Source organism: Bradyrhizobium sp. Crot121, from assembly GCF_059512385.1.
In genome coordinates, this window is record NZ_JCAMOR010000055.1 from 1 (window position 1) to 26,499 (window position 26,499).

The 26,499-nt window shown below is 64.5% G+C and carries 22 protein-coding genes; 8 read left to right on the top strand and 14 right to left on the bottom strand.

Going from position 1 to position 26,499, the window contains the following annotated elements:
* Positions 1 to 205: 205 nt before the first annotated feature.
* A complete protein-coding gene (locus tag AC5ZGW_RS32765; protein WP_130231299.1) occupies positions 206 to 841 on the bottom strand; it encodes a TetR/AcrR family transcriptional regulator in 636 nt (211 codons plus the stop codon).
* A gap of 371 nt (positions 842 to 1,212) precedes the next feature.
* Between AC5ZGW_RS32765 and AC5ZGW_RS32770 the strand changes: the two genes are divergently transcribed.
* From AC5ZGW_RS32770 to AC5ZGW_RS32795, 6 genes are read left to right on the top strand one after another with little or no spacing between them, the layout of a single operon-like run.
* Positions 1,213 to 2,061 carry an ABC transporter ATP-binding protein gene (locus tag AC5ZGW_RS32770; protein ID WP_130231297.1) on the top strand — a complete coding sequence of 283 codons (849 nt, stop codon included), beginning with the start codon at positions 1,213 to 1,215 and terminating at the stop codon, positions 2,059 to 2,061.
* On the top strand, positions 2,058 to 2,864 hold the full coding sequence (locus AC5ZGW_RS32775) for an ABC transporter ATP-binding protein (protein ID WP_130231295.1): 807 nt from the start codon (positions 2,058 to 2,060) through the stop codon (positions 2,862 to 2,864). Before AC5ZGW_RS32770 ends, AC5ZGW_RS32775 begins: the two co-directional genes overlap by 4 nt.
* Positions 2,851 to 4,794 carry an AMP-dependent synthetase/ligase gene (locus AC5ZGW_RS32780; RefSeq protein WP_130231293.1) on the top strand — a complete coding sequence of 648 codons (1,944 nt, stop codon included), beginning with the start codon at positions 2,851 to 2,853 and terminating at the stop codon, positions 4,792 to 4,794. The genes AC5ZGW_RS32775 and AC5ZGW_RS32780 overlap by 14 nt, the downstream gene beginning before the upstream one ends.
* Positions 4,794 to 5,666, top strand: a complete 873-nt coding sequence (locus AC5ZGW_RS32785; protein ID WP_130231291.1) for a branched-chain amino acid ABC transporter permease — start codon at positions 4,794 to 4,796, stop codon at positions 5,664 to 5,666. The genes AC5ZGW_RS32780 and AC5ZGW_RS32785 overlap by 1 nt, the downstream gene beginning before the upstream one ends.
* Positions 5,666 to 6,712, top strand: a complete 1,047-nt coding sequence (locus AC5ZGW_RS32790; RefSeq protein WP_130231289.1) for a branched-chain amino acid ABC transporter permease — start codon at positions 5,666 to 5,668, stop codon at positions 6,710 to 6,712. The genes AC5ZGW_RS32785 and AC5ZGW_RS32790 overlap by 1 nt, the downstream gene beginning before the upstream one ends.
* Positions 6,713 to 6,744: 32 nt before the next feature.
* Positions 6,745 to 7,905: an ABC transporter substrate-binding protein gene (locus tag AC5ZGW_RS32795; RefSeq protein ID WP_474419004.1), complete on the top strand. Its 1,161-nt coding sequence runs from the start codon at positions 6,745 to 6,747 to the stop codon at positions 7,903 to 7,905.
* A 23-nt stretch (positions 7,906 to 7,928) separates the two neighbouring features.
* Here the strand turns inward: AC5ZGW_RS32795 and AC5ZGW_RS32800 are convergent, their stop codons facing one another.
* The 7 genes from AC5ZGW_RS32800 to AC5ZGW_RS32830 all read right to left on the bottom strand — a co-directional run bounded on the left by AC5ZGW_RS32800 (position 7,929) and on the right by AC5ZGW_RS32830 (position 16,171).
* The gene (locus AC5ZGW_RS32800; RefSeq protein WP_130226830.1) at positions 7,929 to 9,116 is read right to left on the bottom strand and encodes an enoyl-CoA hydratase-related protein; all 1,188 of its coding nucleotides are present in this window, start codon (positions 9,114 to 9,116) and stop codon (positions 7,929 to 7,931) included.
* A 49-nt stretch (positions 9,117 to 9,165) separates the two neighbouring features.
* The gene (locus AC5ZGW_RS32805; protein WP_130226829.1) at positions 9,166 to 10,476 is read right to left on the bottom strand and encodes a TRAP transporter large permease; all 1,311 of its coding nucleotides are present in this window, start codon (positions 10,474 to 10,476) and stop codon (positions 9,166 to 9,168) included.
* Complete coding sequence (locus AC5ZGW_RS32810; RefSeq protein WP_130226828.1) at positions 10,473 to 10,976, bottom strand: TRAP transporter small permease; 504 nt, start codon at positions 10,974 to 10,976, stop codon at positions 10,473 to 10,475. The genes AC5ZGW_RS32805 and AC5ZGW_RS32810 overlap by 4 nt, the downstream gene beginning before the upstream one ends.
* A 7-nt stretch (positions 10,977 to 10,983) precedes the next feature.
* Positions 10,984 to 12,030: a TRAP transporter substrate-binding protein gene (locus AC5ZGW_RS32815; protein ID WP_165435287.1), complete on the bottom strand. Its 1,047-nt coding sequence runs from the start codon at positions 12,028 to 12,030 to the stop codon at positions 10,984 to 10,986.
* A gap of 416 nt (positions 12,031 to 12,446) precedes the next feature.
* Complete coding sequence (locus AC5ZGW_RS32820; RefSeq protein WP_130226826.1) at positions 12,447 to 14,015, bottom strand: acyl-CoA synthetase; 1,569 nt, start codon at positions 14,013 to 14,015, stop codon at positions 12,447 to 12,449.
* Between the two features lie 340 nt (positions 14,016 to 14,355).
* The gene (locus tag AC5ZGW_RS32825; RefSeq protein ID WP_245474780.1) at positions 14,356 to 14,913 is read right to left on the bottom strand and encodes an aromatic-ring-hydroxylating dioxygenase subunit beta; all 558 of its coding nucleotides are present in this window, start codon (positions 14,911 to 14,913) and stop codon (positions 14,356 to 14,358) included.
* A gap of 1 nt (position 14,914) precedes the next feature.
* The gene (locus AC5ZGW_RS32830) at positions 14,915 to 16,171 is read right to left on the bottom strand and encodes an aromatic ring-hydroxylating oxygenase subunit alpha (protein WP_130226825.1); all 1,257 of its coding nucleotides are present in this window, start codon (positions 16,169 to 16,171) and stop codon (positions 14,915 to 14,917) included.
* A 170-nt stretch (positions 16,172 to 16,341) separates the two neighbouring features.
* Between AC5ZGW_RS32830 and AC5ZGW_RS32835 the strand changes: the two genes are divergently transcribed.
* Positions 16,342 to 17,553, top strand: coding sequence for an NAD(P)/FAD-dependent oxidoreductase (locus AC5ZGW_RS32835; RefSeq protein ID WP_130226824.1), 1,212 nt, complete (start codon positions 16,342 to 16,344; stop codon positions 17,551 to 17,553).
* 31 nt (positions 17,554 to 17,584) lie between these two features.
* Here the strand turns inward: AC5ZGW_RS32835 and AC5ZGW_RS32840 are convergent, their stop codons facing one another.
* On the bottom strand, positions 17,585 to 18,289 hold the full coding sequence (locus AC5ZGW_RS32840; RefSeq protein ID WP_165435286.1) for a TetR/AcrR family transcriptional regulator: 705 nt from the start codon (positions 18,287 to 18,289) through the stop codon (positions 17,585 to 17,587).
* A 426-nt stretch (positions 18,290 to 18,715) separates the two neighbouring features.
* Here AC5ZGW_RS32840 and AC5ZGW_RS32845 point away from each other — a divergent pair, with 426 nt between their 5' ends.
* The gene (locus AC5ZGW_RS32845) at positions 18,716 to 19,792 is read left to right on the top strand and encodes an MBL fold metallo-hydrolase (protein ID WP_130226822.1); all 1,077 of its coding nucleotides are present in this window, start codon (positions 18,716 to 18,718) and stop codon (positions 19,790 to 19,792) included.
* Here AC5ZGW_RS32845 and AC5ZGW_RS32850 read toward each other — a convergent pair whose 3' ends face one another.
* The 5 genes from AC5ZGW_RS32850 to AC5ZGW_RS32870 form a co-directional block, all read right to left on the bottom strand.
* Entirely contained in the window at positions 19,793 to 21,013 is a 1,221-nt protein-coding gene (locus AC5ZGW_RS32850; protein WP_130226821.1) for a CoA transferase, read from the bottom strand. It abuts the gene before it with no gap.
* Between the two features lies 1 nt (position 21,014).
* On the bottom strand, positions 21,015 to 22,619 hold the full coding sequence (locus AC5ZGW_RS32855) for an acyl-CoA dehydrogenase family protein (RefSeq protein ID WP_207231050.1): 1,605 nt from the start codon (positions 22,617 to 22,619) through the stop codon (positions 21,015 to 21,017).
* Positions 22,616 to 24,025 carry a phytoene desaturase family protein gene (locus tag AC5ZGW_RS32860; protein WP_130226820.1) on the bottom strand — a complete coding sequence of 470 codons (1,410 nt, stop codon included), beginning with the start codon at positions 24,023 to 24,025 and terminating at the stop codon, positions 22,616 to 22,618. Before AC5ZGW_RS32860 ends, AC5ZGW_RS32855 begins: the two co-directional genes overlap by 4 nt.
* 144 nt (positions 24,026 to 24,169) lie before the next feature.
* Complete coding sequence (locus tag AC5ZGW_RS32865) at positions 24,170 to 25,708, bottom strand: 3-hydroxyacyl-CoA dehydrogenase (protein WP_130226819.1); 1,539 nt, start codon at positions 25,706 to 25,708, stop codon at positions 24,170 to 24,172.
* Complete coding sequence (locus tag AC5ZGW_RS32870) at positions 25,705 to 26,499, bottom strand: enoyl-CoA hydratase/isomerase family protein (protein WP_165435285.1); 795 nt, start codon at positions 26,497 to 26,499, stop codon at positions 25,705 to 25,707. The genes AC5ZGW_RS32865 and AC5ZGW_RS32870 overlap by 4 nt, the downstream gene beginning before the upstream one ends.

Genomic DNA, 26,499 nt, shown 5'->3' on the forward strand with positions numbered 1-26,499 from the left:
TCAGAACGCATCGATCCTTGAACAAGGACGCGCCGATTTCTCGCCCGGTTCAGCGAACCGGTGCGATCAGTTCACGCGCCATCCTGGGCGGACTTCATCACCACTACGCCCGAGCTTAAGTTTTCGGTACACACACGGCTCGCTTTGAGCATCGGAAAGAAGAGCTTCCAGACGACGATGGGCACCGCCCCGCCGTACGAGGTGCTCACGCGCCTTGCCGAATGGTGTTCTTCTTTAGCGCTTGAGACGTGGGCGCGACAAATCCATACAAGAACAGGTCCACGATCATATCGGCGAATTCGGTCGGAGTTATGCCGCCGGCCGGGTCGAACCAAGTGTGGCTGAAATTCAGGATGCCGAACAGCATCATCGTGTAGATCTTCTTGGTCCGCTTGACGATCTTGCCTTCCTTGTCCAGCCGGATCAGGAGATCGGAGACGATATCGACGATCTGCCGCTCGAGCGACTTGATCATGGCCTGCTCGGATTCGCTCAAGAACGACAGGTCGTTCAGAATCAGCCGCTGCTCGTTCGATGAGCGGGCATTGAGCTCGACGATGGCGCGGATGGCGGCGCGAAACTGATCCAGCGTCGTGGACTTGCTGGCGATCGCGGCTTCGACGTCCGCGATCATCCGCCGGACATGCGCATCGAGGATCGCGAACAGGATCGCTTCCTTGGACTGGAAGTAGTGGTAGAGGGCGCCCCGCGAAAGCCGGCAGGCTTCGGCCAATTCAGCGATCGAGGCACGCATGTAACCCTGCTGAGCAAACAGCTCGCAGGCGGCGGTCAGAATGCCATGCTGGATATCGTCGTAATTCTCAGAGCGAGTCCGCGCCATCGCAACCTTTAGTTCCGTCCGTGAATTTCAGAGGAATCGAAATCAAATTCCCCTACATTTTTGGTTACTTCCGACCCCGGCGAGGCGCAATGATATTCGGCCCCGGAGAGCACGATATCCTGCGAAATCCATCCAAAAATTGTTTGAACGGCCGGTCGGATTATATTATATTGCGAGCCAATAGCAATTTGACCGGCGGATCCCACCGCAGGCGCTGCTTTGGGGAGGGATGTCGTGCGGAAACTCGAGCGAAATGCCATTGCGATCGACGCTGTGGCGGGCGGACCTGACATGGCCGCGCAACCCGCTGGCGGCGGCGATGTTTGCCGGGCGCGGCCTGCCTGCACGCTCTGATCAGGCAGCCTCCGGTCATGACGATCTCCACCCAGGCATTCCCGAGCAGCGATCCGGCCCCATTGGCGCAAGAGGGCCTGCTGGAATTCCGCAACGTCCGCGTCGTCTATGACAACGCGATCGAGGCGGTCCGCGACGTGAGCATCGCGGTGCCGGCCGGCGGCATCGTCGCCCTGCTCGGCTCGAACGGCGCCGGCAAATCGACGCTGCTCAAGGCGATGTCCGGGATCCTGTACACCGAGGAAGGCGAGCTCGAAAACGGCTCGATCAGCTTTCGCGGCGAGAGCGTGGGCCACCTTGCCCCGGACGAGCTCGTCCGGCGCGGCATCGTGCAGGTGCCGGAGGGCCGCCGCGTCTTCCCCGCGCTCACCATCGACGAAAACCTGCAGATGGGAGGGTACACGCGAAGCGCCGCCGAGACCCGCACACAGCGCGAGAAGGTGTTCGCCCTGTTTCCCCGCCTCTACGAGCGACGCGACCAGATCGCGGGCTACATGTCGGGCGGCGAGCAGCAGATGCTGGCGATCGGCCGCGCGCTGATGACAGGCCCGGTGCTGCTGGCGCTCGACGAGCCCTCGCTCGGGCTCGCGCCGCTGATCATTGACCGCATCTACGAGGTGATCGCGAAGCTGCGCAACGAGATGAAGCTGACAGTGCTGCTCGTGGAGCAGAACGCACAGCGCGCGCTCGACATCTGCGACTATGCCTACATTCTCGAAACCGGACGGGTCGTGCTCGACGGCACGCCGCGCAAACTCAGCGCCAACGAAGACGTGCAGGAATTCTATCTCGGCGTGTCGGGCTCCGGCAGGAAAAGCATGCGTGATGTCAAGCACTACAAGCGGCGCAAGAGGTGGCTCTCGTGAGCCCCCTGCTCTCGGTCGAAAACCTCAGCAAGAGCTTCGGCGGACTCAAGGCCGTCGCCGACATCAATCTGTCCGTGATGGCCGGTGAGATCTGCAGCGTGATCGGTCCCAACGGCGCCGGCAAGACGACCCTGTTCAACATGATCAGCGGCGTCCTGCGTCCGAGCGGCGGACGCGTCGTGTTCGACGGCACGGACATGTCCCGCGTATCGCCCTCGCGCTTCGCGGCCATGGGCATCGGCCGCACCTTCCAGAACCTCGCCCTGTTTAAGCACGGCACCGCCGTCGAGAACATCCTCACCGGCCGCCACACCCACCTTCGCTCCACCGTTCTTGATGCCGTGCTCTACTTCGGCCGCACGCGCAACGAGGAGATCGAGGCCCGGCGCTACGTCGAACGGATTATCGAATTCCTCGAGATCGAGCATATCCGCGACGCCGTCGTCGGCACGCTCTCCTACGGGCAGCAGAAGCGCGTCGAGCTCGCCCGCGCGCTGGCCTGCGAGCCGAAACTTCTGCTGCTGGACGAGATGGTGTCCGGCATGAACCAGGAGGAGACCGAGGACATCGCGCGTTTCGTGCTCGATATCCGCGACGAGCTCGGTATCACCGTCGTCATGATCGAGCACGAGATGCGGATCGTGATGGACATCTCCGACCGCGTCCATGTCCTGAATTTCGGCCGCAAGATCGCTGGCGGCACGCCCGACGAGGTGCGGCGCGATCCGGCCGTCGCGGAGGCCTATCTCGGCGGACATCGCTCGCAGGCGCCGGCAAAGGCGGATTCCCATGTCGGTGCTTGATATGCTGCGGACGGTTCATTCGGCGCCATCTATGGATGCAAAGTGCGGTGCCGGCGCCCGCGAGGCAACATCACTCGCAGGACTGGAGCGCGCGCTGCAGAACGCGGCCATCACCATTCCGCAATTGCTGCGCGAGCGCGCAGCGCTGCAGGGCGACGGGCTGGCGCTGCGCGAGAAGGAATACGGTATCTGGAACCGCTATTCCTGGCGCCACTATTACGAAACCGCCCGCGCGGTCGCGCTGGGCCTGCTCTCGCTGGGCATCAAGCCGGGCGACCGGGTGGCGATCGCGGGCGAGGATACGCCGGAATGGTTCTATGCCGACCTCGGCACCCAGATGATCGGCGCCATCGCGGTCGGCATCTATCCGACCAACCCGTGGGTCGAGCTGCAATATATCGTCCGGCACTCCGGCTCCCGCATCGTCGTCACCGGCGACCAGGAGCAGACCGACAAGGTGTTGGAGGCCATGGCGAAGGAGGGCGGCCTGCCCGCGCTCGAGGCGATCATCTGCATCGACATGAAGGGGCTGCGGCACTACCGCCAGGAGCAGCTCGTGTCGTTCGACAAGCTGTGCGAGCTCGGCCGGACCTATGCCGCCGAGCATCCGGAAGCGAACGCGACGCTCGAGCGCCTGATTTCGCAGGGCGCGCCCGACGACACCTGCATCCTGGTCTATACGTCCGGCACCACGGGCCCGCCGAAAGGCGCGATGCTGACCCATCGCAACCTCATCTACTCGGCCTACACCTATGCCGGCGCGGTCGGCATCGCCGACAAGCAATTCGAATCCGTCTGCTACCTGCCGCTCTGCCACGTTGCCGAGCGCTGCTACTCGGAGGTGATGCAGCTCGTGCTCGGCGGCATCGTCAGCTTCGCCGAATCGATCGACACCGTCGCGCTCAACATCCGCGAGATCGGCCCGACCATCTTCGTCGGCGTTCCCCGCATCTATGAAAAGCTGCAGCAGAACTTCCTGTTCAAGCTCGGCGAGAGCGGACCCCTGCGCCAGCGCATCACGCGCGCCTGCCTCGCGCTCGGCCGCACGCTGTCCGACCGCCGCCAGCAGGGGCAGAGCTCCTGGACCGACCGGCTGCTTTACGGCGCGCTCTACCTCCTGATGTTCCGCAACCTGCAGCGGCATCTCGGGCTTGCCTTCAGCCGCCACCGGCTTTGCGCCGGCGCCTCGATCTCGCCGGAGACGCTGCGCTTCTTCGACATCATCGGCCGGCCGGTGTCGCAGGGCTACGGCCTGACCGAATCCGGCGGCGTCGCCTTCATCCAGAACGAGACCCATCACCGCATCGGCGGCTGCGGCGTGCCGATGGTACAGACCGAATGGAAGCTCGATTCCGACGGCGAGATCCTGCTGAAGAATCCCGGCGTGTTCAAAGGCTATTTCCTCGACGAGAAGGCCTCGAGTGCGTCGATCGAGCCGGGCGGATGGCTGCGCACCGGCGACATCGTCGAGGTCATCGACAATGGCGAGATCACGGTGGTCGACCGCAAGAAGGCCATCATCATCACCGCCGGCGGCAAGAACATCGCGCCCTCTGAGATCGAGAACACGCTGAAGGATTCCGAGTTCGTCAAGGAAGCGATCGTGGTCGGCGAAGCCCGCAAGTATCTCGGCGCGATCATCCAGATCGACTACGACAATGTCGGGCGCTGGGCGCGCGATCGCGCCTTGCCCTACACCAATTACAAATCGCTGTCGCAACTGCCGGAGGTGCATGAGCTCGTGGAGCGGATCGTTAGCGAGACCAACAAGCGCTTCGCCCGTGTCGAAAACATCCGTCGCTTCGCTATCCTGGAGAAGGAGCTCGACCACGACGACGGCGAATTGACCGCAACGCAGAAGGTTCGGCGCGCCATGATCGAGAAGAAGTTCGCGCGCGAGCTCACGATCATCTATCCGGCGGAGGGCTGATGCAGTACCTGATCCAGCTTCTGATCTCCGGGCTCGCCATCGGCGCCATCTACGGGCTGATCGCGATGGGTTTTGCGGTGATCTACAAGTCGACCGGGCTCGTCAATTTCGCGCAGGGCGAGATGACGATGATCGTCGCCTATGTCGCCTGGACCATCTCGACCACGATCAGCGGCAACGTCGTCGTGGTCGCGTTCGGCGCGATCGTCGCGGCGGTCCTGCTCGGCCTCGTCATCGAGCGCGTGGTGATGCGGCCGATGCTGGGCGAGCCGGTGTTTTCGACCGTCATGGTGACGATCGGGCTCGCCGTAATCCTGCGCTCGTCGATCAACTTCATCTGGGACGCCTATCCGCACGCGCTCGATCTCGGCGTCGGCCGCGACGTCGTCCGCATCGGCTCCATCGGCGTGCGCACCGGCCAGATCGCCGTGATCGCGACCCTGCTGCTGCTGCTCGCGGGCATTTGGGCCTTCTTCCGCTACTCCAAGTTCGGCGTGGCGATGCGGGCGGTGGCGGCCGACGACCGCACCGCGCTCTTGATGGGCATCAGCGCGCCGCGCGTCCATGGCTTCGCCTGGGCAGCCTCGTCGGCGATCGCCGGCATCGCTGGCGTGTTCTTTGCGATGTCCTACGATCTGTCGCCCGCGATGTTCCAGCTCGGGCTGAAGGCCTTCCCGGCCACCATCCTCGGCGGCCTCGACGCGGTGCTCGGCTCCGGCCTCGGCGGTCTCTTGATCGGCATCACCGAGAACCTCGCCGGCGGCTATGTCAGCTCCGGCATGAAGGAGGTGGCGGGCTTCCTCATGATCATCATCGTGCTGATGATCCGCCCCTTCGGGATCTTCGGCGAACGCGACATCGAGAGGGTCTGATGCGCACCGGCGATTTCAAGCAAACCTATGGCGAGCTCGTCGCGTTGACCGATTCACCGCCGGTGTGGCTGTGGTCGGCCGTGCTGCTGCTCGCGCTCATCCTCGCACCCTACGTCCTCAACACCTACGCGCTGTCCTTCCTGATCATTATCCTGATCACGGTTGTCGGGGCGCTCGGCCTCAACATCCTGACCGGCTATACCGGGCTAATCTCGCTCGGCCATGTCGGCTTCCTCGTCACCGGCGCCTATGCCTACGCGGTCGCCGTGTCGAAATTCGGTCTGCCTCCGGCCGCGGGCTTCGTCGCCGCGGGCGTCGTCCCAGCCATCGCGAGCCTCGTCGTCGGGGCGCCCTCGCTGCGGCTGAAGGGGCTTTATCTGGCAATCACCACGCTCGCCTTTTCCTTCATCATCAACACGCTGATCCTGGAGGCGCGCTGGCTCACCAATGGCGCGCGCGGCATCTCGGTGCAGCGCCCCACCCTGTTCGGCATCAGCTTCGAGAGCGACGCCGCCTTCACCTGGCTCTGCCTCGGCTTTGCCCTGGCCGCCCTGTTCGCCACGCTCAACATCCGGCGCAGCCGTGTCGGGCGGGCCTTCGTCGCGATCCGCGACAACGACACCGCCGCGCGGGTCATGGGCATCAACCTGCATGCCTACAAGCTGCTTGCCTTCGTCACCTCGGCCTTCATCACCGGCCTCGCCGGCGCGCTCTACGGCATCTATCTGTCCTTCGTCAGTGTCGAGGGCTTTCCGTTCCTCCTGAGCATCGAGGCGCTCGCGATCCTCATCGTGGGCGGACTGGGCTCCGCGCTCGGCGCCGTGCTAGGCACCATCCTTATCGTGCTCCTGCCCGAGGCCACGCGGCTGCTCTTCAACCTGTTCAGCGCGCAGATGGACGCCATGTTCACGACCGGCGCGCAGGAGCTGAAGAGCATGCTCTACGGTCTCGTCATCATCCTGTTCCTGCGCTTTCAACCGCGCGGCCTGGTCGGCACCTGGCACGACATAAGACGGTTCTGGGTGCACTGGCCGCTGCGCTACTGAAACAACGACGCAAATCGACGAGGGAGGAAAGCATGATTAAGACATTTGCCGCAGCCATGCTGCTGGCGACCGCCATCCACGCCGGAGCCGTCGGCACCGCCGCGGCCGAGCCGGGCGTCACCGACACCGAGATCCTGATCGGCGACGTCGAGCCCCTGACCGGACCGCCCGCGCTGCTCGGGGTCGCGGCCTCGCTCGGGCACAAGATCGCGATCGCGGAGGCCAACGCGGCGGGCGGCATCAACGGCCGCAAGATCAGATACGTCCTCGAGGATGACGGCTACGTCACCGCACGGACCATCCAGGGCACACGCAAGGTCATCGACGTCGACAAGGTGTTCGCCCTGGTCGGTCTCTCCGGCTCCGGCCAATCCATCGCGGCGATGCCGGTCCTGGAGAAGGCCGGCATCCCGACGGTGATCGACGTGGCGCCGGTGAAGCCGCTCTGGGAGCCGCCGCGCAAGAACGTGTTCATCGTCGGGCAGTCCTACGAGGAAGGCATCAAGCACCTGGTCGCCTTTCTCGCCGACAAGAACCCGGGCAAGAAATGGGGCCTGATCACGCAGGACGACGATTACGGTATCGCCGTGCATGACGGCTTTGACGCCATGGTGAAGCCGAAGAAGCTGAGCGTCGTCTACAGCGGCAGCTACAAGAAGGGTCAGCAGGACTTCTCGTCCGAGATGCTCCAGCTCAAGGACGCCGGTGTCGAAGTGTTCCTGGCTGGCGGCATCATCGCGGAGAACGTGGCGATGATGAAGGAGCTGGAGAAGCTCAACGTCAAGCCGGTCACCGGCATCTTCTGGCCGGGCCGCATCGAGCCCGTGCTGAAGCTGATGGGGCCGGCCGGCGACGGCATCTACGCGGTCGACTATGTCGAGCCCTTCGCGAGCGAGGCCGGCAAGGCGTTCCTCGAAAAGGCCAGGTCGCTGGTGTCAGAGGCGGAGTTCAAAGGCATCAACCGCTACACGATGACCGGTTACGCCGCTGCCAAGGTGCTGATCGCCGCCATCGGACGCTGCGGCAAGGACCCGACCTGGGCCTGCACCGTCACTGAACTGGAGAAGACCTCGAACGTCGAAACCGGCGTGATGGCCCCCGTTAGCTTCGGTCCCGGCGTACGCTTCTCCAACCAGAAGCTGAAGATCATGCAGGCGGATTTCTCCAGCCTCAGCTTCAAGCCGGTCGACTAGGCCACCGGCCGTCGAGACCCCGGTCAGCTTCCCCGGAATTGCGGGCGACGCTTGGCGGCGAAGGCAGCTATCCCTTCCCGCGCGTCGTCCGTTCCGGCAGCGACGACGATCGAATCGACCTCGGCCAGGAGCTGCTCCGCAAGGCCGGTCTCGAACGACTGACGCAGCATGCGGCGCATGGCGCCGAAGGCCCGCGTCGGGCCGGCGGCGAGCTTGGCGGCGATGCCGGCAGCCTCCGCCTCGACCGCCTCGTCGGGAACGAGTCGCAAGACCAGCCCGTAGTCAAGAGCCTCCTGCGCGGAGAGACGGCTGTTGAGCAGGAACAATTCCTGCGCACGTCTCAGCCCGACCATCCGAGGAAGAAACCAGGTGTTGCCGCCGTCCGACGTCAGGCCCAGCGCACCATAGCCGAGCGCGAACCGCGCATCGGCCGCGGCGATAACGATGTCGGCGACATAAAGCAGACCGAGACCGCCGCCGGCCGCGGCGCCGCGAACCGCAGCGACGACCGGGGCATCCATGCTCGTCAGCCGCTCGATCGCCAGATGATACGCGTCGATCATGCGGCGAAGCTTGTGCGGCAGCCGTTCAGGAGGGGTCCCTGCGAACAGGCTGACGTCGCCGCCCATGGTGAAGTTAGACCCATTGCCCGAGATTATGACAGCACGAACACCGGGGGTCTCGACGATCTGTGACACGGCCTCGGCCAGATCCTTGGTCATCTCCTCGTTGATGGCGTTGCCCTGGTCGGGGCGATTGAGGCGCAGCGTCGCGACGCCGTCATTGACATCGAGCAGGACCGTTCGCAATGGGCTGGCGGCATCGCGCCAGCGCGCCGTATCGGTGTATTGCTCAAGCGCGCGGATCCGTCCGTCTTCGAAGGTCAGGAGATGCGCAAAGGCCGCATCGAGGGCGGTGCCGCCCTGCCTACCCTCGCCGCGATAGCGCCCCGTGACGAGCAGGCGGTCCGTTCCGATCTCGAGAAAGCGCTCGGGCTCGGCGCGCGCGGTGAAATGCCGGGCAATTCCTCCCCAGCCATTGCGCCGCATCGTAGATGGGCTCTCGTGCCGGCCGCCGATGCCGAACGGCATGCCTTCGGCGATCTGGCCGACGAACTCGGGATGAAGCAGGGCATCGAGCTGCTCCCGATCGCCCGCGGCGAGGGCCATGTAGAGAGACCGCGCCAGATCCTCGGTTGATCGTGCTTGCATTGGCGACGCCTCCTTCAATTTGACCCACTCTCCGACCGCTACATTCCGTTCACGGCGAGACCGCCGACTTGAACAGCAGGTGCGGCAGCCACAGCGACAATGACGGGAACGCCGTGATCACGACGATCAGCGCCAATATCGCGACGATAAAGGGAATGACGCCCAGCACGAGCTCCATCATCGCGATATCAGGCACGACTGATCGCAGCACGAACAGGTTGACACCGATCGGCGGATGGATGAGGCCGATCTCGATGACGAGCGCGAGCAGGACACCGAACCACACCGGATCGTAGCCGAGTGCCTTGACGATTGGAAAGAAGATCGGAACCGTCAGGAGGATCAGCGACAGGCTCTCCAGCACGCTGCCGAGGAGAATGTAGAGTCCCACCATGAGCATGATGACGCCGAACGGCGGCAGCCGGCTGCCGCCGACAATCCGCAACAGGTCTTCGTGGATCCCGGTGAGATTGACGAACTCGCCGAAGATGCCGGCGCCCAGAATGATCGCAAACAGCATGCCCGAGGTCTTCGCCGTTTCGACCAGGATGGCGTAGATCTGCGCCGGGGTCAGCGACCGGCGGATCAGCGTCAGCGCCATCGCGGAGGACGCGCCGATGCCTGAGGCTTCGACCGCGGTGAACAAGCCGCCGTAGATTCCGCCCATGACGACGGCGAAGATGAGCGCGATCGGCCACAGCGAGCGCACGAGCTTGACGCGATCCTGCTTGGCGACGGGCTCGGCGAGCGGCGCGACCGCCGGATTGCGCCAGACCGACCATTGCACCGCGAGCACATAGGCGAGCATGGCCAGCACGCCGGGCACGATGCCGGCGGCGAACAGCATGCCGATATGCGTCTGCGTCGACACGCCGTAGACCACCATGATGATGCTTGGTGGAAGCAAAACGCCCAGTGTCCCGCCGACCGCGACGGACGCTCCGGAGAGCGAATCGGCGTAGCCGAATGCGCGCATCGAGGGAATGGCGACCCGCCCCATCGTCGCCGAGGTCGCGACGCTCGAGCCGCTCATCGCTGCAAAACCGCCGCAGGCGACGATCGTGGCCATGGCGAGACCGCCCCGACGCCGGCCGATGAACATCTGCGCGGCCTGGAACAGGTCGCCCGAGATTCCCGCCGCAGCGACCAGATTGCCCATCAGCACGAACAGCGGCAGCACGATCAGCGAATAGGACAGCGTGCTGCTGGTGGTGATGGTCGCCACCATGCTCAGCGCGGGCTTCAACCCGTTGAGCGCGACATAGCCGCCAAAGCCGACCACGGACAGCGCGGTCGCGATCGGCACCTGAAACAGGATGAACGAGAAGGCGATGAGGAAGCCCACGAGTGCGGCGATCACGACCGGGTCCCCTCTGCGGCGTGGGGCTGCGTTACGAGCCACAGCGCACGCCTGACAGCGGCGGCGGCGAAACCGACGGCTGTTACCGCGGCGAGCGCGCTCATTCCGGCAAGAACATCCACCAGCGGAATGCCGAGAATCGGCGACGCCTCACCATAGTCCATGGCGCGAAGCACCTGCCTGCCGACGCACCAGGCGATCAGCGCGAAGGCGACGACGCCGAACAGTGCTCCAATGAAACGCTGCAGGCGTTGTCCCACCGGGCCGACCTGGAGGAGGTCGACCGTGATGTGCTTCTCGCGGAAGCCGAGGATCGGGTAGACCAGGAACACCATCGCAGCGACCACGATCTCCAGCACCTCGGTCGCGGCGCTCAGCGGGCGATTGAAGAGATCGCGTCCGACGACGTCGACCAGGACGATCAGCATCAGGGCAAGCAGGCACGCCGCGCTTGCGGCTTCGAGCACCTGCTCGAAGCGTCGGGCAATGGTCGTCAGCATCGCGCGCTCATTTGCTCGCGGCGGCGATGTCGGCGCGCAGGTCGTCGATCAGCTTCTGCGGATCCGCGACGCCCCGCTTGCGCGCCTTCTCGATCCAGGCCGTCTCGACCGGCTTGAGCGCCTGCCTGACCTCGGCGACGAGCTCGGGACTGGCGGTCTCGATCGACTTGCCGCCCTTGCGCATAGCCTCCCAAGTGACCCGGTCGCCATCCAGATAGGCGCGCCCGACGGCACGCGCGAACAGATCGTCCGAGATGCGCGTGATCGCGTCCTGGTTCTCCCTGGAGAGCGCGGCCCATTTGTCCTCGTTGATGCCCAACGTCAGGATGGTATTGTAGAGCGCGCCGGGCACGATCGTCGCGTAGGGCAACGAGTCGATCAGCTTGAAGGAGCCGACGGATTCGGGAACGAGCAGCGTTCCGTCGATCACGCCGGAGGAGAGCAGTTCGTAGAGCTCCGATGCCGGCTTGGAGACGGGAACGGCGCCGAGCAGGTTGAGGCTCTGGGTCACGCCGGGCTGCGGGCTGCGAAGCTTGAGGCCCTTGATGTCGGCGAGCGCACGGATCGGGCGCTTGTTGTTGAAGAGCTGTCCGGTCCCGATGACGAACACGCTGAGTGGATGCACGCCCCTGTATTCGCCGTATTGGGCAAGGTGCGTCCGGTAGAAATTGTTGACGACGGCGGCGTAGAGCTCGGCATTGTCGCACATGAAGGGAAGTTCGGCCACCTCCATCACGTCGAAGCGGCCCGGCGTGTAACCGTTGACGAAGATCGTGATGTCGGCCTGGGCGTCGCGCGCGACGTCGAACTGGGCCGGCACGGAGCCGATCACCTTGGGCAGCATTTCGATCTTGACGCTGCCATTCGTGACCTTCGCGACTTCGGCGATCCAGGGCTCGACCACCTTCTCGCGCATCACGTTCCCGACCGGCAGCCAGTTCGAATATTTGAGCACGGTCGCGGCATGGCCGGGAGCGCCGCCGGCAACCAGCAGGCTCGCAGCCGCCAGCACAAGCACAAGCACAAGCACAACAAGTCGCACGAAATTCGCCAAGACCTTTCCCTCCCCGGTTCTTGTGCGCGACGGCCTTCGCTGAATGAAGGCCGCCGCGACAGGCATCATTTATAATCCGACGCGTTGGTCTATAAATGACATAGCTGTGCCGACGGTGCAAGGCGGATTTTCCGCGCAGCGGCGCAAGCGGAGATTGGCGCTTCTCTTGCGGCGCTCACGCCCGACATAGCTTCGCCTGAGCTTGCGCGCCCGCTCTCCTGCCGCATCCTTCGGGAAGGAGGCCGTTGCTCGTTTCGCAATCGGGAGATGACGCTTGGGATGGCTCGCGGATAGCGGCAATGGCTGGCGCCGCCGCGGACAGTCGGGCTGCGGCGGCACAGCCGCAATCGCGCTGCGCCACGCACATCTGTGTGCCAGCGCAGCGGCCGCCCGCGAAACGGAAGGCCTAGCCGGGATCAGCCGACGTTGCGGCTCTTGCCTTCCCAGTAGGACGCGCGCAGCTCATGCTTCAGGAGCTTGCCGGCACCGGACAGCGGCAGCGCATCGCGAAACTCGACGCTTGCCGGACACTTGTATCCGGCGATGTACTCGCGGCAGTGATCGCGCAATTCGGCGGGGGTCGCCTGCATCCCCTGGCGCAGCACGACCACGGCATGGACCTGCTCGCCCCAGCGCTCGCTCGGAATTCCGATCACGGCACAACTGGCGATGGCCGCGTGACGCGCCAGCGCATTTTCGACCTCAGCCGAGTACACATTCTCGCCACCGGAGACGATCATGTCCTTGAGGCGATCGACGATGAATAGATAGCCTTCGCTGTCGACATATCCCATGTCGCCGGATCGCAGCCAGCCGTCGCGGAACGCGTCGCGCGTTTCCTTCTCGCGATTCCAGTATCCCTGCATGACACCGACGCCACGCGCCACGATCTCGCCGACCGTTCCGACCGGAACCTCCGCGCCGTCAGCGTTGGTGATGCGCATGTCGACGCCCCAGGCCGGACGCCCTGCAGAGCGCAGGCGCGCACGCTCGGCCGGTTTCGAGGAGCGGTGACATGCCGCGGGCAGGATGGTGTACGGACCTCCCGTCTCGGTCATGCCGTAGCCCTGGTAGAAGTCGACGCTCGGTAGCGCTTCGAGAAGCCGGCCGAGCAGGCTCTCGTTGATCGGTGAGGCGCCATAGACGATCTTGCGCAGGCTGCTCGTGTCATACGTCGCGAAATCCGCATGCTCGATCAGCCGCTGCAGCATGGTGGGAACCAGCAGCGTGAAGGTCGTCCGTTCATGCGATATCGCGTGCAGCACCTTGGCGGGATCGAACGATTCGACATAGACGGATCGGCAGCCGCGCACCAGGGCACGGATGAGGATGCACATTCCGGCCTGATGGAAGATCGGCGAGACCGCGAGGATCACCTCGTCATCGGCATAGTTGACGTCAAGCAGATTGCAGATCGCGTTGCCGATAAGCGCATTGTGGCTCAGCATGACGCCTTTCGGGAAGCCCGTCGTTCCGCCCGTATAGAACACGCCAGCGAGGTCCTCACCACCGCGCCGGACGTCGGGTTGCGGTCGCGCATCCTTCATCAGTTGCCCGGCGTGCAGCGTCCCTTCCGGAGCAGTATCGCCCTCGCCCACATAGATGATGGTCCGCAGCGAGCGGCTGCGGGAGCGAAGCTCGCCGCACCAGGACGCAAAGTGATCGTCGACCAGCAGGATGCGCGTGTCGCAATCATCGAGGGAAAAGGCAACCTCGGCGGCACTCCAGCGCGTGTTGGCCGGATTGAGCGCACCCCCGCCCCACCAGACGCCGAGCATATATTCGAGATAGCGGTCGGAGTTGAGAGCGAGCATCGCGACGCGGTCGTTCTGCGCCATTCCCGCATCGCGCAGCACCGCAGCCAGGCGCGCCGTGCGATCCGCGAGCTGGCGCCAGGTCTGGCGACGATCGCCAAAGACGGTCGCCACGGCATCCGGCCCACGGCGCAACTGCCGGTGCAATCCCTCGGTTAACTGAAGCTCCATTTCTTCCCTACTCCCGCAGACATTCAGGTCGTTGGCCTGTGCCGGCCTCTGCGTTGTGATTATCTTATAACAATCCGACACGTCGGATTATTAAGTCAATGAAAAATGGTTGGTCAAGCAGGAGAGGAGCCAGTTGCGAAAGTCCTCGCGACCTCATCGAACTTGCGATCAACCAAAGCGCGCAAGCGCCAACTGCAATCGACAGCGGCAACGCTGTGTCCCGTACCGACCTATCATGCGGCGCGTCATAGAATCGCGCCGCCTTCTTGATTGCCGGGCATCCTGGTCCTGGCAGACCTCCGGAGCAGGATCAAAGCGTGCGCGCCGGAGATCGCCGTTCTCAGATGAGAAAGGAGACCGTGTAGATCGCCTTGTTGTTGTTGACGAGCACGACCTTCTTGTAAGTCATCTTCAACTCGCCCTGCACCCGACGCAGCCTGTAGACGCATCGCGCGGCCCACATCGTGTCACCGCGCAGGTTGGTCTCGAAGATCTGCGAATTGCAGGCGACGCCGATGTCCGCGCCGTCCGCACGCAGCAATTCGACGTTCGCAATGATCCTGGCAAGCTGGGATGGCGGCGTCTGGGAATGACGCCGGCCGGTCTTCAACTGACGAATGCGCAGCGCAATGCGGGAGCGGTTGTCGTAGATGAGCGACATCTCGCGCTCCGGATCGGTGTCCGTGCCGTTGGCAGGAACCCAGTACACGCCGTCGTCGGTCCAGAGGGATTCCCACGCATCATATTCGTGCGTGTCCTGAAGCCTCGCCTCCCGATAGAGAAATTGCGTCACCTCGTGATGCAGATCGTGGTCGAAGGTCGTGGCGTAGGACAATTCCTTGCCCGTCCATTCCTTCAGGATATCGGGCTGGGCGATCGTTTCGGTCATGGCATTCATGTCAGCGCGCTTCCATCAGAGAACGGTAATGCTTCCAGATTTCCCGCGACGGCAGGTCGTCGGTCGAATGGCCGATGAGATAGCCATCCTCGTCGCGCCGCTCGCGATGCTCACCGCGCTTCAGGTAGAGATATTCGGGATTCCTGATCTCGAGCCCGCGCTGGTTGCGCTCGTACATCTCGGTGTCATCCGCGAGCAGGAAACCGGCGGGCCCGACGGAGCCCATGGTCTGCTGCCGCAGCCTACGATTGATCTCCGGCGAGTCCTTGAACTGGATCGCCGTCACGTGCTGGATCGACTCGGTCGCGGACACCGGCTGGATCACGAAAATCTGGATCTCGGCGATGAACAGGTTGGGGAAGATCATGACATGGGGCATGCCGTCGATCATGATCTCCCGGGCGCGCTGCTCGCCATAGGCCGCGTTCATCTGCGCGACGTAGTCGGGCAGCTTGTCGACGGTGGTGCCGAACCAGCTCATCGGCTTGTCGCGGCGGCGGAATTCCGGGCGCGGATCGACTTCGGTGTGGCCATTGCCGAAACCGCGGGTAATGGCGACGGCATCGGCGCCATAGAGCGAGCCGATCGCGCTGTCGGCGACCGAGAAGATCGACGAATGGACGAAGCCTGGATGATAGCCATCGCACTCGTTCTCGAGGATGAACTTCCAGTTGGCGCGGGTGCGGTGATGCAGAAATCCCGCGCTAAGATCGAGCTCGCCGGTCGGTGAGTTGTCGCAGGCCTGATCGAGCGTGCGCGCAGCTCCGCCCAGATGTTCGGCCAGCGTCTGCCCTTCCGTCGCCATGGAGGCGAACACGAAGCCGCGATAGCTCGCCACCCGCGGGACCTTCGAGAGACCAAGCTTGGACTTGTCGGCGCCGTTATAGCCTTCCGGAAACGCGTAGTTCATCAACGTGCCGTCGTTGGCGAACGTCCACGAATGGTAGGGACAGGTGAACGACGTGCGGTTGCCTTTCTCTTGCACACACACCGCATTGCCCCGGTGCGGACAGCGGTTGAGCAGGAGATCGATGTCGCCCTTGCGGTTCCTCACCATCAGGACCGGCATTGGGCCGATCGACTTGGTCACGAAGTCGTTCTTGTTGGGAACCTCGCTTTCGTGGCCGACATAGACCCAGGTCTTGAACCAGATCTTCTCCAGTTCCTCCTTGAAGATCATGTCGTCATAATAGAGCGACCCGTGCACCATGCCGGGCTGGATCAGATCACCCCACCGGGTTCGACGGCTCGTCTCCATTCGCGCGCTCCTCATTGACAGCGGGCCGTTTCTGAGCCCTTTTAAAAAACCGGACAACCGGTTTATAAATCTGGACGACGCGGACTGTCAATCCCAAAGACCGACGCGTAAGACGGGCATCAAGGCAGGCGCGAGCGCCCTTCGCCATCAACCTTGTCGAGGAGATACGATTGAGCAGGATCATCATCGTCGGCGCCGGCCAGGCCGGTTTCGCCGTCGCGGCGCGGTTGCGGAGCAAAGGCTACGACGGCGAAATAGCCCTCATTGGCGACGAGTCGGATCCGCCCTATCAGCGGCCGCCGCTGTCGAAGAAATACCTCACCGGGGAGATGTCGCGCGATCGGCTCTATTTCCGGCCGCTGGACTTCTACGCCGATAACAGGATCGATCTGCGCACGGCGGCCAATGTCGAGGCGATCGATCGCCACGACCGGTCCGTGCGCGTCGAGGGCAAGCGGATGGCTTACGACGTGCTGGTGCTCGCGACCGGCGCGCGGCCGCGACGGCTACCCGCGTCGATGGGGGGCGAGCTCACGAACGTCCACTACGTGCGCACGCTCGCCGACATCGACGCGCTTGCGCCCGAATTTCGGCCCGGGGCGAAGCTGCTGATCGTGGGGGGCGGCTATATCGGGCTCGAGACGGCCGCGGTCGCCGCAAGCCTGGGCCTGACGACGACCGTGATCGAAGCGAGCCCGCGCATTCTCCAGCGTGTCGCCTCACCGGAAACAGCAGCGTTCCTGCGGCAGATGCACTGCGAGCGCGGCGTCCGGCTGATCGAAGGAACCGGGCTGAAGCGTCTGGTCGGTAACGGCCGCGCCGTCACGGCGGAGACCGATGACGATCATCGGCTCGACACCGATTTCGTCGTCGTGGGCATCGGCGTCGTTCCGGAAACACGTCTTGCCGTGGCGGCCGGACTGACGGTCGACAACGGAATCCAGGTCGATGCTCAGGGCCGCACGTCCGACCCTTCGATCTTCGCGGCCGGCGACTGCGCCTCGTTTCCGCACCGTGGCGAGTATCTTCGCCTGGAGAGCGTGCCGCACGCGATCGATCAGGGAAACGCCGTCGCCGACGCCATCATGGGCGCTTCGACGCCCTATACGGCGAAACCATGGTTCTGGTCGGATCAGTACGAGCTCAAGCTGCAGATCGCAGGCCTGAACACCGGCTACGATCGCGTAATCGAACGCGCGGGAACGAGGCCGGGCGCGGCATCATTCTGGTATTTTCGCGGGCCGCAGCTCCTTGCGGTCGACGCCGCCAACGACGCGCAGGCCTATGTGGTGGGCAAGCGATGGATCGACTCCGGCCAATCACCCGAGCCAGGCGATATTGCCGATCCGTCGAAGCCGCTGAAGGAGATCGCCGCGCGTTGAGCCGGCGGCGGAAGCACTTGCAGTCCGCCGGCTAGCTCGCGTCGTCGGCGACGAGCCGCGCGCGCGAACGGCGTCCCGGGCTGCGGGCCTGCTCCGGTTTCTCGGCCAGGAATCCGCGAAGGTACAGTCGCGAGATTCGATCGCAGAGCTCGTCCGGCTTGATCTTGCCGGAGGGCCTGTACCAATAGTCCGTCCAGTTCAGCATGCCGACCAGCAGCATCGCGTACGGCGCGTACACCTCGTCCGGCAGGCCCGGATTGAGCTCGCGGAGCAAAGCGCCGATCGCTGCCGTGACCTTGCGTTCGAGGTTCAGAATCTGCGTCTGCTTTGCCGTCGGCAGGAACTTGACGTCGTTCATTGCGCTGACATGGCGCTGACGCGACCGCGCCGATTTCGTCACGAAGACCTCGACGAAGCGATAGAAGCGCTGCTTCGGCGAGCTGGCCGCCGCGAATGCTGCCTCGACCTCGGCCAGCAGCCGCTCGAGGTGCTCGCGCAGCAGTGCCTGAAGGAGATCGTCTTTGGTCGGGAAGTAGTGATACAGCATCGACTTGGTTGCACCACAAAGCTTTGCGACATCCTGCAGCTTGGCACTGGGATATCCGACCTTGGCAAAGAGCGCTGCCGCGCTGTCCAGGATCGCCTGATACTTCTTGTCGTAATCGTCTGCACGCACCCGCGGCATCTTGATGTTCCTGTCTTCCTCGCGCTCGCCGTTGTCGCGATCGCTCCTCATTGGTGACGATCGTCCTGCGTGCATTCGGTGTGGTCAGCACACAGCTCGCAAAACCGAACATACGGCCTTTCCTGCCCGACGCCTAACGAAGCTGCGCCTGCGCCCGTAAGCGGGCAATTCTACCACGCGTTGAGCCTCACCACCCGCGATCCTGCGCGGATCTGGAATGTTTCATATCACCCGATTCTGCCACATCGCTCCATCATAAACATGCATTGACATAATCCGTCTCGTCGGTCTTATAATTCCTGAAGCTATCAAGCGGCCAGCGGCGAGTTGAGCGTATCGTCGCGACACGAGACGAAAAATCTCGGCCTCCGCACCGGAGGCGGACCGGCTCTGGTATGAAGAAGCCTTGCACGTCAAAGGCTCCATCCGCCGGTCAGTCTCGCCAATCGGCTGGACCAAAACAACAAAGAGCACAGCATGTCGACCGACATCGTCAAGCCGGCGGAAGCTAAATTGCGGTATCCATTTCCTGAGGTGCCTTGTCCCGGAGAGGTGATCGAGGTGCGGCCCGGACTGCTGTGGCTTCGACTCCCGCTGCCTTTCCAGCTCAACCACGTAAACATCTACCTGATCAAGGATGGCGACGGCTGGGTCATCGTGGACACCGGCATCTCGACGAGCGAGGCGAGAGCCGCCTGGGACAGTCTTTTTGCAGGGCCCCTCGCTGGTCTGAAGATCACGAAAATTCTTGTGACGCATTTTCATCCGGACCACATCGGACTTGCCGGCTGGCTGTGCGAGCGCTTTCATGCGCCACTCCTGACCAGCCTCTCCAGCTACATGAGCTGCCGCGTCATTTCGCTCGATCCGCGCGCCTTCGAATCACCGCGCAACCGGCTGTTCTACAAGAGCCACGGCATGGACGATGACGCCGCAGGGATCGTCAGCACCCAGGGCCACGAATATCTGCGGCAGGTCGACCCGCTGCCCGATACGTTCCTGCGGCTGGTGATGGGCGACGCATTGACGCTCGGTGGCAAGACGTTCCGGATCATCACCGGTGACGGCCATGTCGCGGAGCAGGTCATGCTCTATTGCGAACCCGAGAAGACCCTGCTCGCGGCCGATCAGGTGCTTGAGCATATCTCGCCCAATGTGAGCGTTTGGGCCGGTGAGCCCGATGGCGATCCGCTGGGTCACTATCTGCGCAGCCTGCGCATGTTCATCAGCGAGATGCCGGACGACATTCTCGTGCTGCCGGGTCACATGCGCCCGTTCTACGGGCTGCACGCTCGTTCGCAGGAGCTGATCGCGCATCACGAGACCCGCTGCGGCATCATTCTCGACGCCTGCCGCGACGCCGACCGCTCGGTGGCCGAGCTGGTCCCGCTGTTGTTCCACCGCGCCTTGAACCCGCATCAGATGGGCTTTGCCTTCGCCGAGACGCTCGCGCATGCCAACCGCCTCGTCCGGCGCGGCGAGCTCGACATGCTGTCCAAGGAGGAGCGGTTTCTGTTTCGCCTGGCCCGGCCGCGATCTCAGTCAAACACGTAGTCACCACGGACCGTGAACAATCCCGCGGTCATGAAGACGGCCATAGGCCGCGCCGTCGATGCCGAGAACCTCGCCGAGGACTGCTTCGGTATGCTCTCCGAGCGCCGGCGCCGTTCCGGCGGCCCGCGCATCGAACGCATCGAACCGCAGCGCGGAGCGTGGTGACAGCACGCGGCCGACGCCGGACTGGTCGACAGTGTCGAACAGGGGATTTTCGACTGAGCAGGCCGGATCGGTGTGCACCAGTTCATCGATCGTTTGATAGGGAGCCCAGCAGACACCGGCGCGATCGAAGCTTGCGGCGACATCAGCGAAGGAGCGCGCAGCGATCCAGCCGCCGATCGCGGCGCAAAGCTCGCGACGCGCCGGGAAGCGGTCCCCCTCCTTTGCGAGATCGAGCCCGAGCTGCACGCCGATCGCTTCGATCGTCTGGGCAAGACCGGTCGCTTCCACCAGCGAATTCCACTGCTTCAGCGTGAGGCCGATCGCGATCACCCGGCGTCCATCCGCGCATGCGAAATCACGACCGAACGCGCCGAAAAGATCGTTGCCGTAGCGGCCACGGGCGCAACCGAGCTGCGCCTCGGCGATGAATCCGAGGTGTCCCATCACCGAGAGGGCGACGTCTTCCAGCGCCAGCTTGACGTGTTGGCCCTGGCCCGTCCGGCTCCGATGCCGTTCCGCGGCCAAAAGACCGGTCGCAACAAGATGGCCGGTCGCAACGTCCCAGGCGGGGAGAACATGGTTGACCGGGGCGTCGTCGCTCACCGGCCCCGTAACGTAGGGAATGCCGACGCGTGCGTTGACGGTGTAATCGACCGCCGAGCCGCCCTTGTGGTCGCCTTGCAGGGTGACCTGAATGAGATCCGCCCGCCTCTTCTTCAGTTTGTCGTAATCGAGCCAGCCGCGCGGCGGGAAGTTGGTGACGAATAGACCGGCGCCCTCGCCCGGCGCTGATATCAGCGACATCGCGAGTTCACGCCCCTCGGGATCGCCAAGGTTGAGCGCCACGGATCGCTTCGACTTGTTGAGCCCGCACCAGAACAGGCTGACGTCATCGTTGGACATCGGCCAGCGGCTGAAATCCAGTCCGCCGCCGAGGGGATCGATGCGGATGACGTCCGCGCCCATCTGCGCCAGCGTCAGGCCGCCGAGGGGAGCCGCCACGAAGTTGGATGCCTCGACGATGCGCAGATCCGAGAGGATGCCCTGTGCCAGCATGTCAGGCAACTCCGGCGCGCAAGCCAAGCGCCTCTTCGAGCAGGCTTCGCGCGACGACCTTGAGCGCGAGGGTCTCCTCGGCGCCTTCAAAGATCGACAGCACGCGCGCATCGACGAAATAGCGGCTCACCGGCGTTTCCTCGGCGTAGCCCATGCCGCCGTGCAACTGCAACGCCTCGCGCGTGACGATCTCGGCGGTTCGGCAGGCCAGAAGCTTGACCAAGCTCGCCTCCATGCGCCCCTTGCCCTGATCGATCAGCCGGGCCACGGCGTGGGACAGCGTGCGGCAGGCGGCGAACCGCGCTCCCATGCGCGCAAGCTTGGCGCGCGTCAGCGCATAGGACTGCAAGCTCGCACCGAACACCCGGCGATCTCCGGTGTAGCGAATCGCGGCCCGCAAGGCGGCCCGCATCACGCCGCACGCCCGTGCCGATGTCTGAATGCGTCCGCCGACCATGCCCGACATGGTGAAATAGAATCCCCGTCCGATCCCCGCCTCACCGCCGATCATGTTGGCGTCGGGCACGAAGAAGTCCTCGAAACCGAGGTCGAAGGAATGCATGCCGCGATAGCCGATGGTCGAGATCGCGCGACCGAGGAGCCTGCCGCCTGCGGGCTGGCGAACATCGAAAGCGTGCCCGTCATCGGATGGCTTCTCGACCAGCATAAGGCTGAGGCCGCGATGACCGAGCGAACGATCCGGGTTGGTGCGGGCGACCACCATGAGGAGATCAGCCTTGCCGGCAAAGGTACACCAGGTCTTGGCGCCGTTGAGATGCCAGCCGCCATCGACGCGCGTGGCGCGCAAGCCGAGCGAGGCGACGTCGGAGCCGTAGTCGGGTTCGGTGATCGAGATCGCGCAGAGGATCTCGCCACGCGCGATCGGCGGCAGCCAGCGCTCCTTCTGCTCCGGCGTGCCGCCGGCGAGCAGAGCGCGGCACAGAATTTCCGGGCGCGTGATCAGGCTGCCCGCGGCGCCGAGCGAGGCCTCCGAAAGCGCCTCCGTGACGAGAAGCATTCTCTGGGTGTCGTCCTCCGATTGCTGGGCCGTGCCGCCGAATGCCTCGGGAATTGCGAGCCCGAAAGCGCCTATCTCGCGCAACCCGGCGAGGATATCTTCTGGCACCGTCAGGTCGTGGCGATGGATCTTTTCGGCGAGCGGAACGACGACGTCCGCAGCCAGACGGCGGACGCTGTCCTGGACCGCGAGATTGTCCTCCGAGATCAGGGAGCCGCCGAGCTCGCCGTCAGCCTCCGCCACACCAACTCCGACAGCTTCAAGCATCGCCGGAGCCGTTGCGAGACGACGCAGAGCGATGAACCTTCTGTCCGCTCGTAACGCGCCCGTCGGGTCCTGCGCGTCGAGATCGAGACCGATCGTATCGAGCCGCTCCATCGTTGCAACGATCGCGTCGACCACGAACACGAGACCCAGGGCTGTTTCGAAGCCATCGCGCGCCAGATCGAGGGAGGCGAGCACGGCTTCCGCCGCGAGCGTATCCGCCGACGTCCACGCGAGCTCGAACGCTGCGACCTGCCGAATATCGAGGCCCGTCGAGAGGCCTCCCCCGGCCGATTGGCACAGATGCGCGAGAGACCCGGTCACGCGATCGAGCGACCGGCGCCGCGACGCAATGGAGGGCGTCGTCGATCGCGGTCTTCCTCTGTTCGCGGGTCGCGAGAGCGCTCAACGCGGTCATGCCGCCCCGCCTCCAGCAACGCCACCGCCTTCCTGACCGCCTCCCGCGCGGTGTAGGCACAAGCCTGCGTGCCACCATCGCCATAGTCCTTCACGGCGTCGCCGACATGCCAGAGATTGACCAGCGGCGTATCTTGCGGCAGGTCGAACCCGGCGCAGGAGCGTTGAGCCGGCCAGTCATTGCGCATGACGCGGATGGACAGCATCTTCGCGTCGGCAAAATCGGCGAACAGCGAGCGCAGATCAGCGAGCGAGGCCTCGATCTCAGCCATCTCGTCGAAGTCGCCGATCGCAGGCTTGGGAACGGCGTAGGCGACATATTGATACCAGCCGGGCGGCGCGAGCTCCGGGCAGGTTGCCGTCAGCTCGCCCATGTTGCAGAGCCGCTGGGTCGCGCCGAAGGTCACAAGACCGGGCGCGTCGATGAGGCGCTTCTTCGTCGCGAAGTTAATAACGATGTTCGCCGACGAGCGCATCTGCGTGCGCGCCTGGTTGATGTAATCCTCTCCGAACGCCTCGACCCCCGGCAACGCAGCGGTGGCCGCCGGACCGATATTGCTGATGACCGTCCTGGCGCCGACACGAAACCTCGTGCCATCGCGCTCGATGTCGAGCCCGATCACCCTGTCGCCTTCCACCTGCAGCCCGGCGACCGATGCATTGAGCCAGATATCGCCGCCGGCACGCCGGATGCCGTCGCCGAGGTCGTTCCATAGCCCGATCGTGCCGCGTGGGCAAAATCCGAAGCGCTTGAAGGCGCCCTTGACGGCGAAATAGGTCAGGAACGCGCGCGCCGGCAGCTCATCGGCATTCGCGGCAAAGATCGCGGCACAGAGGTTGCGGAAGATCGCGTGCACGGTGGCGTTCGACGTGTAGCTCGACAGCCATTCCGCGGTCGACAGCTTCGCTTCCGGCAGATCGCCGTTGCGTGCGTCAGCAAACTTGGTGCCGATCTTGGCCGCCTGCTTGGTGAAGGCGCCGAGCAGCATGCCCCAGCCGCCCTTGGCGGCATTGATGATCTTGCCGTCCACATAGAAGACCGTGGCCGGCTTCGGCTCGCGCAGATCGAGCGGCACACCCAATAGCGTAAAGCTCTCCTCGAAGACGCCGCCGAGCTCGATCGCGATCGCCCCGATGTTGACGATGTGGCCGTCGATCTCTTCGCTCGAGGCACGACCGCCCAACCGTCCCAGCCGCTCGACCAGCAGCGTCTTGCGACCCGCTGCCACGAGGCGCGCGGCGGCGGTCATGCCGCCGGCACCGGCGCCGATCACGACGGCGTCATAGTGATGAAGGTCGTCATTTGCGCTCATGGCAGGTTTCCTCGGTCGTTTGAATTCATCGTTGGCCACCGTGCGGTTCCGACACCTCGGCACCCGCTCGCCGGCTTCACAGGTTTCGTCAGACCGCAAGTCCTGACGTTCGCAAGCGACCGGCGGGCGCGGCGTGCTGCACGCTCATCGCGGAGCCTCCGGGGTGAGCAGGGAAACTCCGAGCGCCGCGCGTCGCGCGATCCACGGGCTTGGGCGGTATCGCGGATCGCCGGTCGCCTGCAGTTGCCCGTTCAGGATCTGCAGGATTTTGGTGGCACCCATTCGGTCGCCCCAATGCAGGGGCCCGAAGGGATAGCCGAGCCCGATGCGCACAGCCGCCTCCAGATCCTCGACCTCAGCGATCGCGCGCTGCGCGATGTTGGCCGCGATATTGACGATCGTGGCGATGACGCGTTGGGCGATGAAACCGATGCTGTCGCCGATGACGCTGACCGGGACCTCGTCGCTTGCCAGCAGGGCATGCGCGGCGTCACGGACCGCAGGCGTGGTGGTGACCGTCAACATCATGGTCCTGCGCCGGACGAACGGGGTTATCGGATCGACGGCGACCGATCGTGACGGGTCAAGTCCGAGCCGGAGCGCAGCGGACGTGGCGTCCTCTCCAATGGGCTGGACCACGCAAATATCGGCGTCGGACGCGGACAAACGCCGCCTGGCTCCTGTGTTCTGCACGAGGCCTGCGAGTGCGTCACCGTCGGGCGCATCGGGATCGACCCACACGGTCAGACCGCCCGGCAGGGACGGCGCGGACCTGCGCGCGGGCTCGACCTTCTGCCCCTTCTCGTAGCGATACCATCCCTCGCCGGTCTTGCGACCATAGAGTCCGGCCGCGACCCGCGGAGGCACCAGCGACGACGGGCGAAAGCGCGGCTCCTCCTGGAACTGCTCGTAAATCGACGTCATCACCTTGGAGGATACGTCGAGGCCCGTGAGATCGAGCAGCTCGAACGGGCCCATGCGAAAGCCCAGGCTTTCGCGCAGGACGTCGTCGACCTCCGACGGGGTCGCGACCCGCTCCTCGACAATCCGCAATCCCTCGGTGTAGAGGCCGCGGCCTGCATGATTGACCAGGAAGCCGGGCTGGTCGGCGACCACGACGGCCTTGTGCCCGGCGCCTTCGACGATGGCGCGCAAGGTGGCGACGACCAAGGGCGCCGTCCGCACCGCCGCGATAATCTCCGCCACCTTCATCAAGGGAACGGGATTGAAGAAATGGAGACCTGCGACGCGCTCGGGGTGCCGACAGGCTGACGCAATCTCCGCGACGATCAGCGACGAAGTGTTCGTGGCAAGGATGCAGTTGTCCGCGACGATACCCTCCAGCCGCCCGAACAGGTCGCGCTTGACCGCGATATCCTCGATGATGGCCTCGATGACGACGTCGCACCCTGCAAGGTCCGTGAGGGCCGCGCAGGACTTCGCGCGGGCGCGGATGCCGTCCAACGCGTCGGAAGCAAGCCTTCCCTTCGCAACAAGGCTCTCGAGCGTCGCGAACACCGCGGCAACGCCGTGAGCAGCGGCGTCGAGCTTCTCGTCGAAGCAGAGCACGGTATGTCCAGCCTGGGCGAAGAGCTGAACGATCCCGCGCCCCATTGTGCCAGCGCCGACCACGCCGATGTGCAGGGCACCGGTTCGGCGAGGCGCATCTGCTTGCCCACTCATGCGCGCTCCTTTGCCGCAATCCCCAGGAAGTCGGGGGCGCGCTTCGCCATGAAGGCGGCATAGCCTTCGGCGAATTCCGAACCGGTCAAGCACACCGCCTGGTCACGCACCTCGCGCGCCAATTCGTCCTCGAGCGACCGCGACGGATCGGTGAGCCGCTCGCGCGTCCGTCGCAGCGCCTCGATCGGAAGCTGCGAAAGGCGCAACGCCTCGATGATCGCGGCATTCATGATGTCGTCATCCGCTACGAGCTGATCGGCAAGCCCTATGGTGAAAGCTTGCTCGCCGCTCACCGCTGCCGGCGACGTCACGAGCCGCCAGGCAGTTACCTTGCTGACGCGCTGCCGCAAGGTGAAAAGCTGTCCCCAATCCGGCGCAAGCCCGAGCCGGAGGAAGGGAAACAGAATCTGCGTCCGTCGCCCGGCGACGATGTGATCGCCGAGCAGGGCCATGCCGACGGCCGCGCCCGCCACCACGCCCTCGAGCGCACTGACGATCGAGAGGCCGGATTCCGCAAGGGCGCGACAGACGGCATGAACGTGCCGCATGCGTGCCTCCGCCTGCGCGTGGTCGAGATTCGCCATGGTGGGGAGGTCGCCGCCCGCCGAGAAGACGCCGTCAACACCGCCGAGCACCAGCGCGCGGACCGAGGGATCGCCCCGCAGGCCGCCGAGCGCATCGATGAATCCCTGCCGGACGGCGTGATCGATCGCATTGCGCTTGGCGGGCCTATTGATGCGCAAGCGCGCCACCGACGGCGACGGCCTGTCGAGGAGAACGACCTGCTCCAC

Bases quoted from the DNA above. Each gene is read 5' to 3' on its own strand.
- AC5ZGW_RS32800 (WP_130226830.1), bottom strand. From the start codon at position 9,116: ATGCAAGCACGATCAACCGAGGATCTGGCGCGGTCTCTCTACATGGCC.
- AC5ZGW_RS32790 (WP_130231289.1), top strand. From the start codon at position 5,666: ATGCGCACCGGCGATTTCAAGCAAACCTATGGCGAGCTCGTCGCGTTG.
- AC5ZGW_RS32810 (WP_130226828.1), bottom strand. From the start codon at position 10,976: ATGCTGACGACCATTGCCCGACGCTTCGAGCAGGTGCTCGAAGCCGCA.
- AC5ZGW_RS32830 (WP_130226825.1), bottom strand. From the start codon at position 16,171: ATGGAGACGAGCCGTCGAACCCGGTGGGGTGATCTGATCCAGCCCGGC.
- AC5ZGW_RS32865 (WP_130226819.1), bottom strand. From the start codon at position 25,708: ATGAGTGGGCAAGCAGATGCGCCTCGCCGAACCGGTGCCCTGCACATC.
- AC5ZGW_RS32780 (WP_130231293.1), top strand. From the start codon at position 2,851: ATGTCGGTGCTTGATATGCTGCGGACGGTTCATTCGGCGCCATCTATG.
- AC5ZGW_RS32825 (WP_245474780.1), bottom strand. From the start codon at position 14,913: ATGAATGCCATGACCGAAACGATCGCCCAGCCCGATATCCTGAAGGAA.
- AC5ZGW_RS32770 (WP_130231297.1), top strand. From the start codon at position 1,213: ATGACGATCTCCACCCAGGCATTCCCGAGCAGCGATCCGGCCCCATTG.
- AC5ZGW_RS32840 (WP_165435286.1), bottom strand. From the start codon at position 18,289: ATGAGGAGCGATCGCGACAACGGCGAGCGCGAGGAAGACAGGAACATC.
- AC5ZGW_RS32795 (WP_474419004.1), top strand. From the start codon at position 6,745: ATGATTAAGACATTTGCCGCAGCCATGCTGCTGGCGACCGCCATCCAC.
- AC5ZGW_RS32860 (WP_130226820.1), bottom strand. From the start codon at position 24,025: ATGAGCGCAAATGACGACCTTCATCACTATGACGCCGTCGTGATCGGC.
- AC5ZGW_RS32850 (WP_130226821.1), bottom strand. From the start codon at position 21,013: ATGCTGGCACAGGGCATCCTCTCGGATCTGCGCATCGTCGAGGCATCC.
- AC5ZGW_RS32845 (WP_130226822.1), top strand. From the start codon at position 18,716: ATGTCGACCGACATCGTCAAGCCGGCGGAAGCTAAATTGCGGTATCCA.
- AC5ZGW_RS32785 (WP_130231291.1), top strand. From the start codon at position 4,794: ATGCAGTACCTGATCCAGCTTCTGATCTCCGGGCTCGCCATCGGCGCC.
- AC5ZGW_RS32765 (WP_130231299.1), bottom strand. From the start codon at position 841: ATGGCGCGGACTCGCTCTGAGAATTACGACGATATCCAGCATGGCATT.
- AC5ZGW_RS32820 (WP_130226826.1), bottom strand. From the start codon at position 14,015: ATGGAGCTTCAGTTAACCGAGGGATTGCACCGGCAGTTGCGCCGTGGG.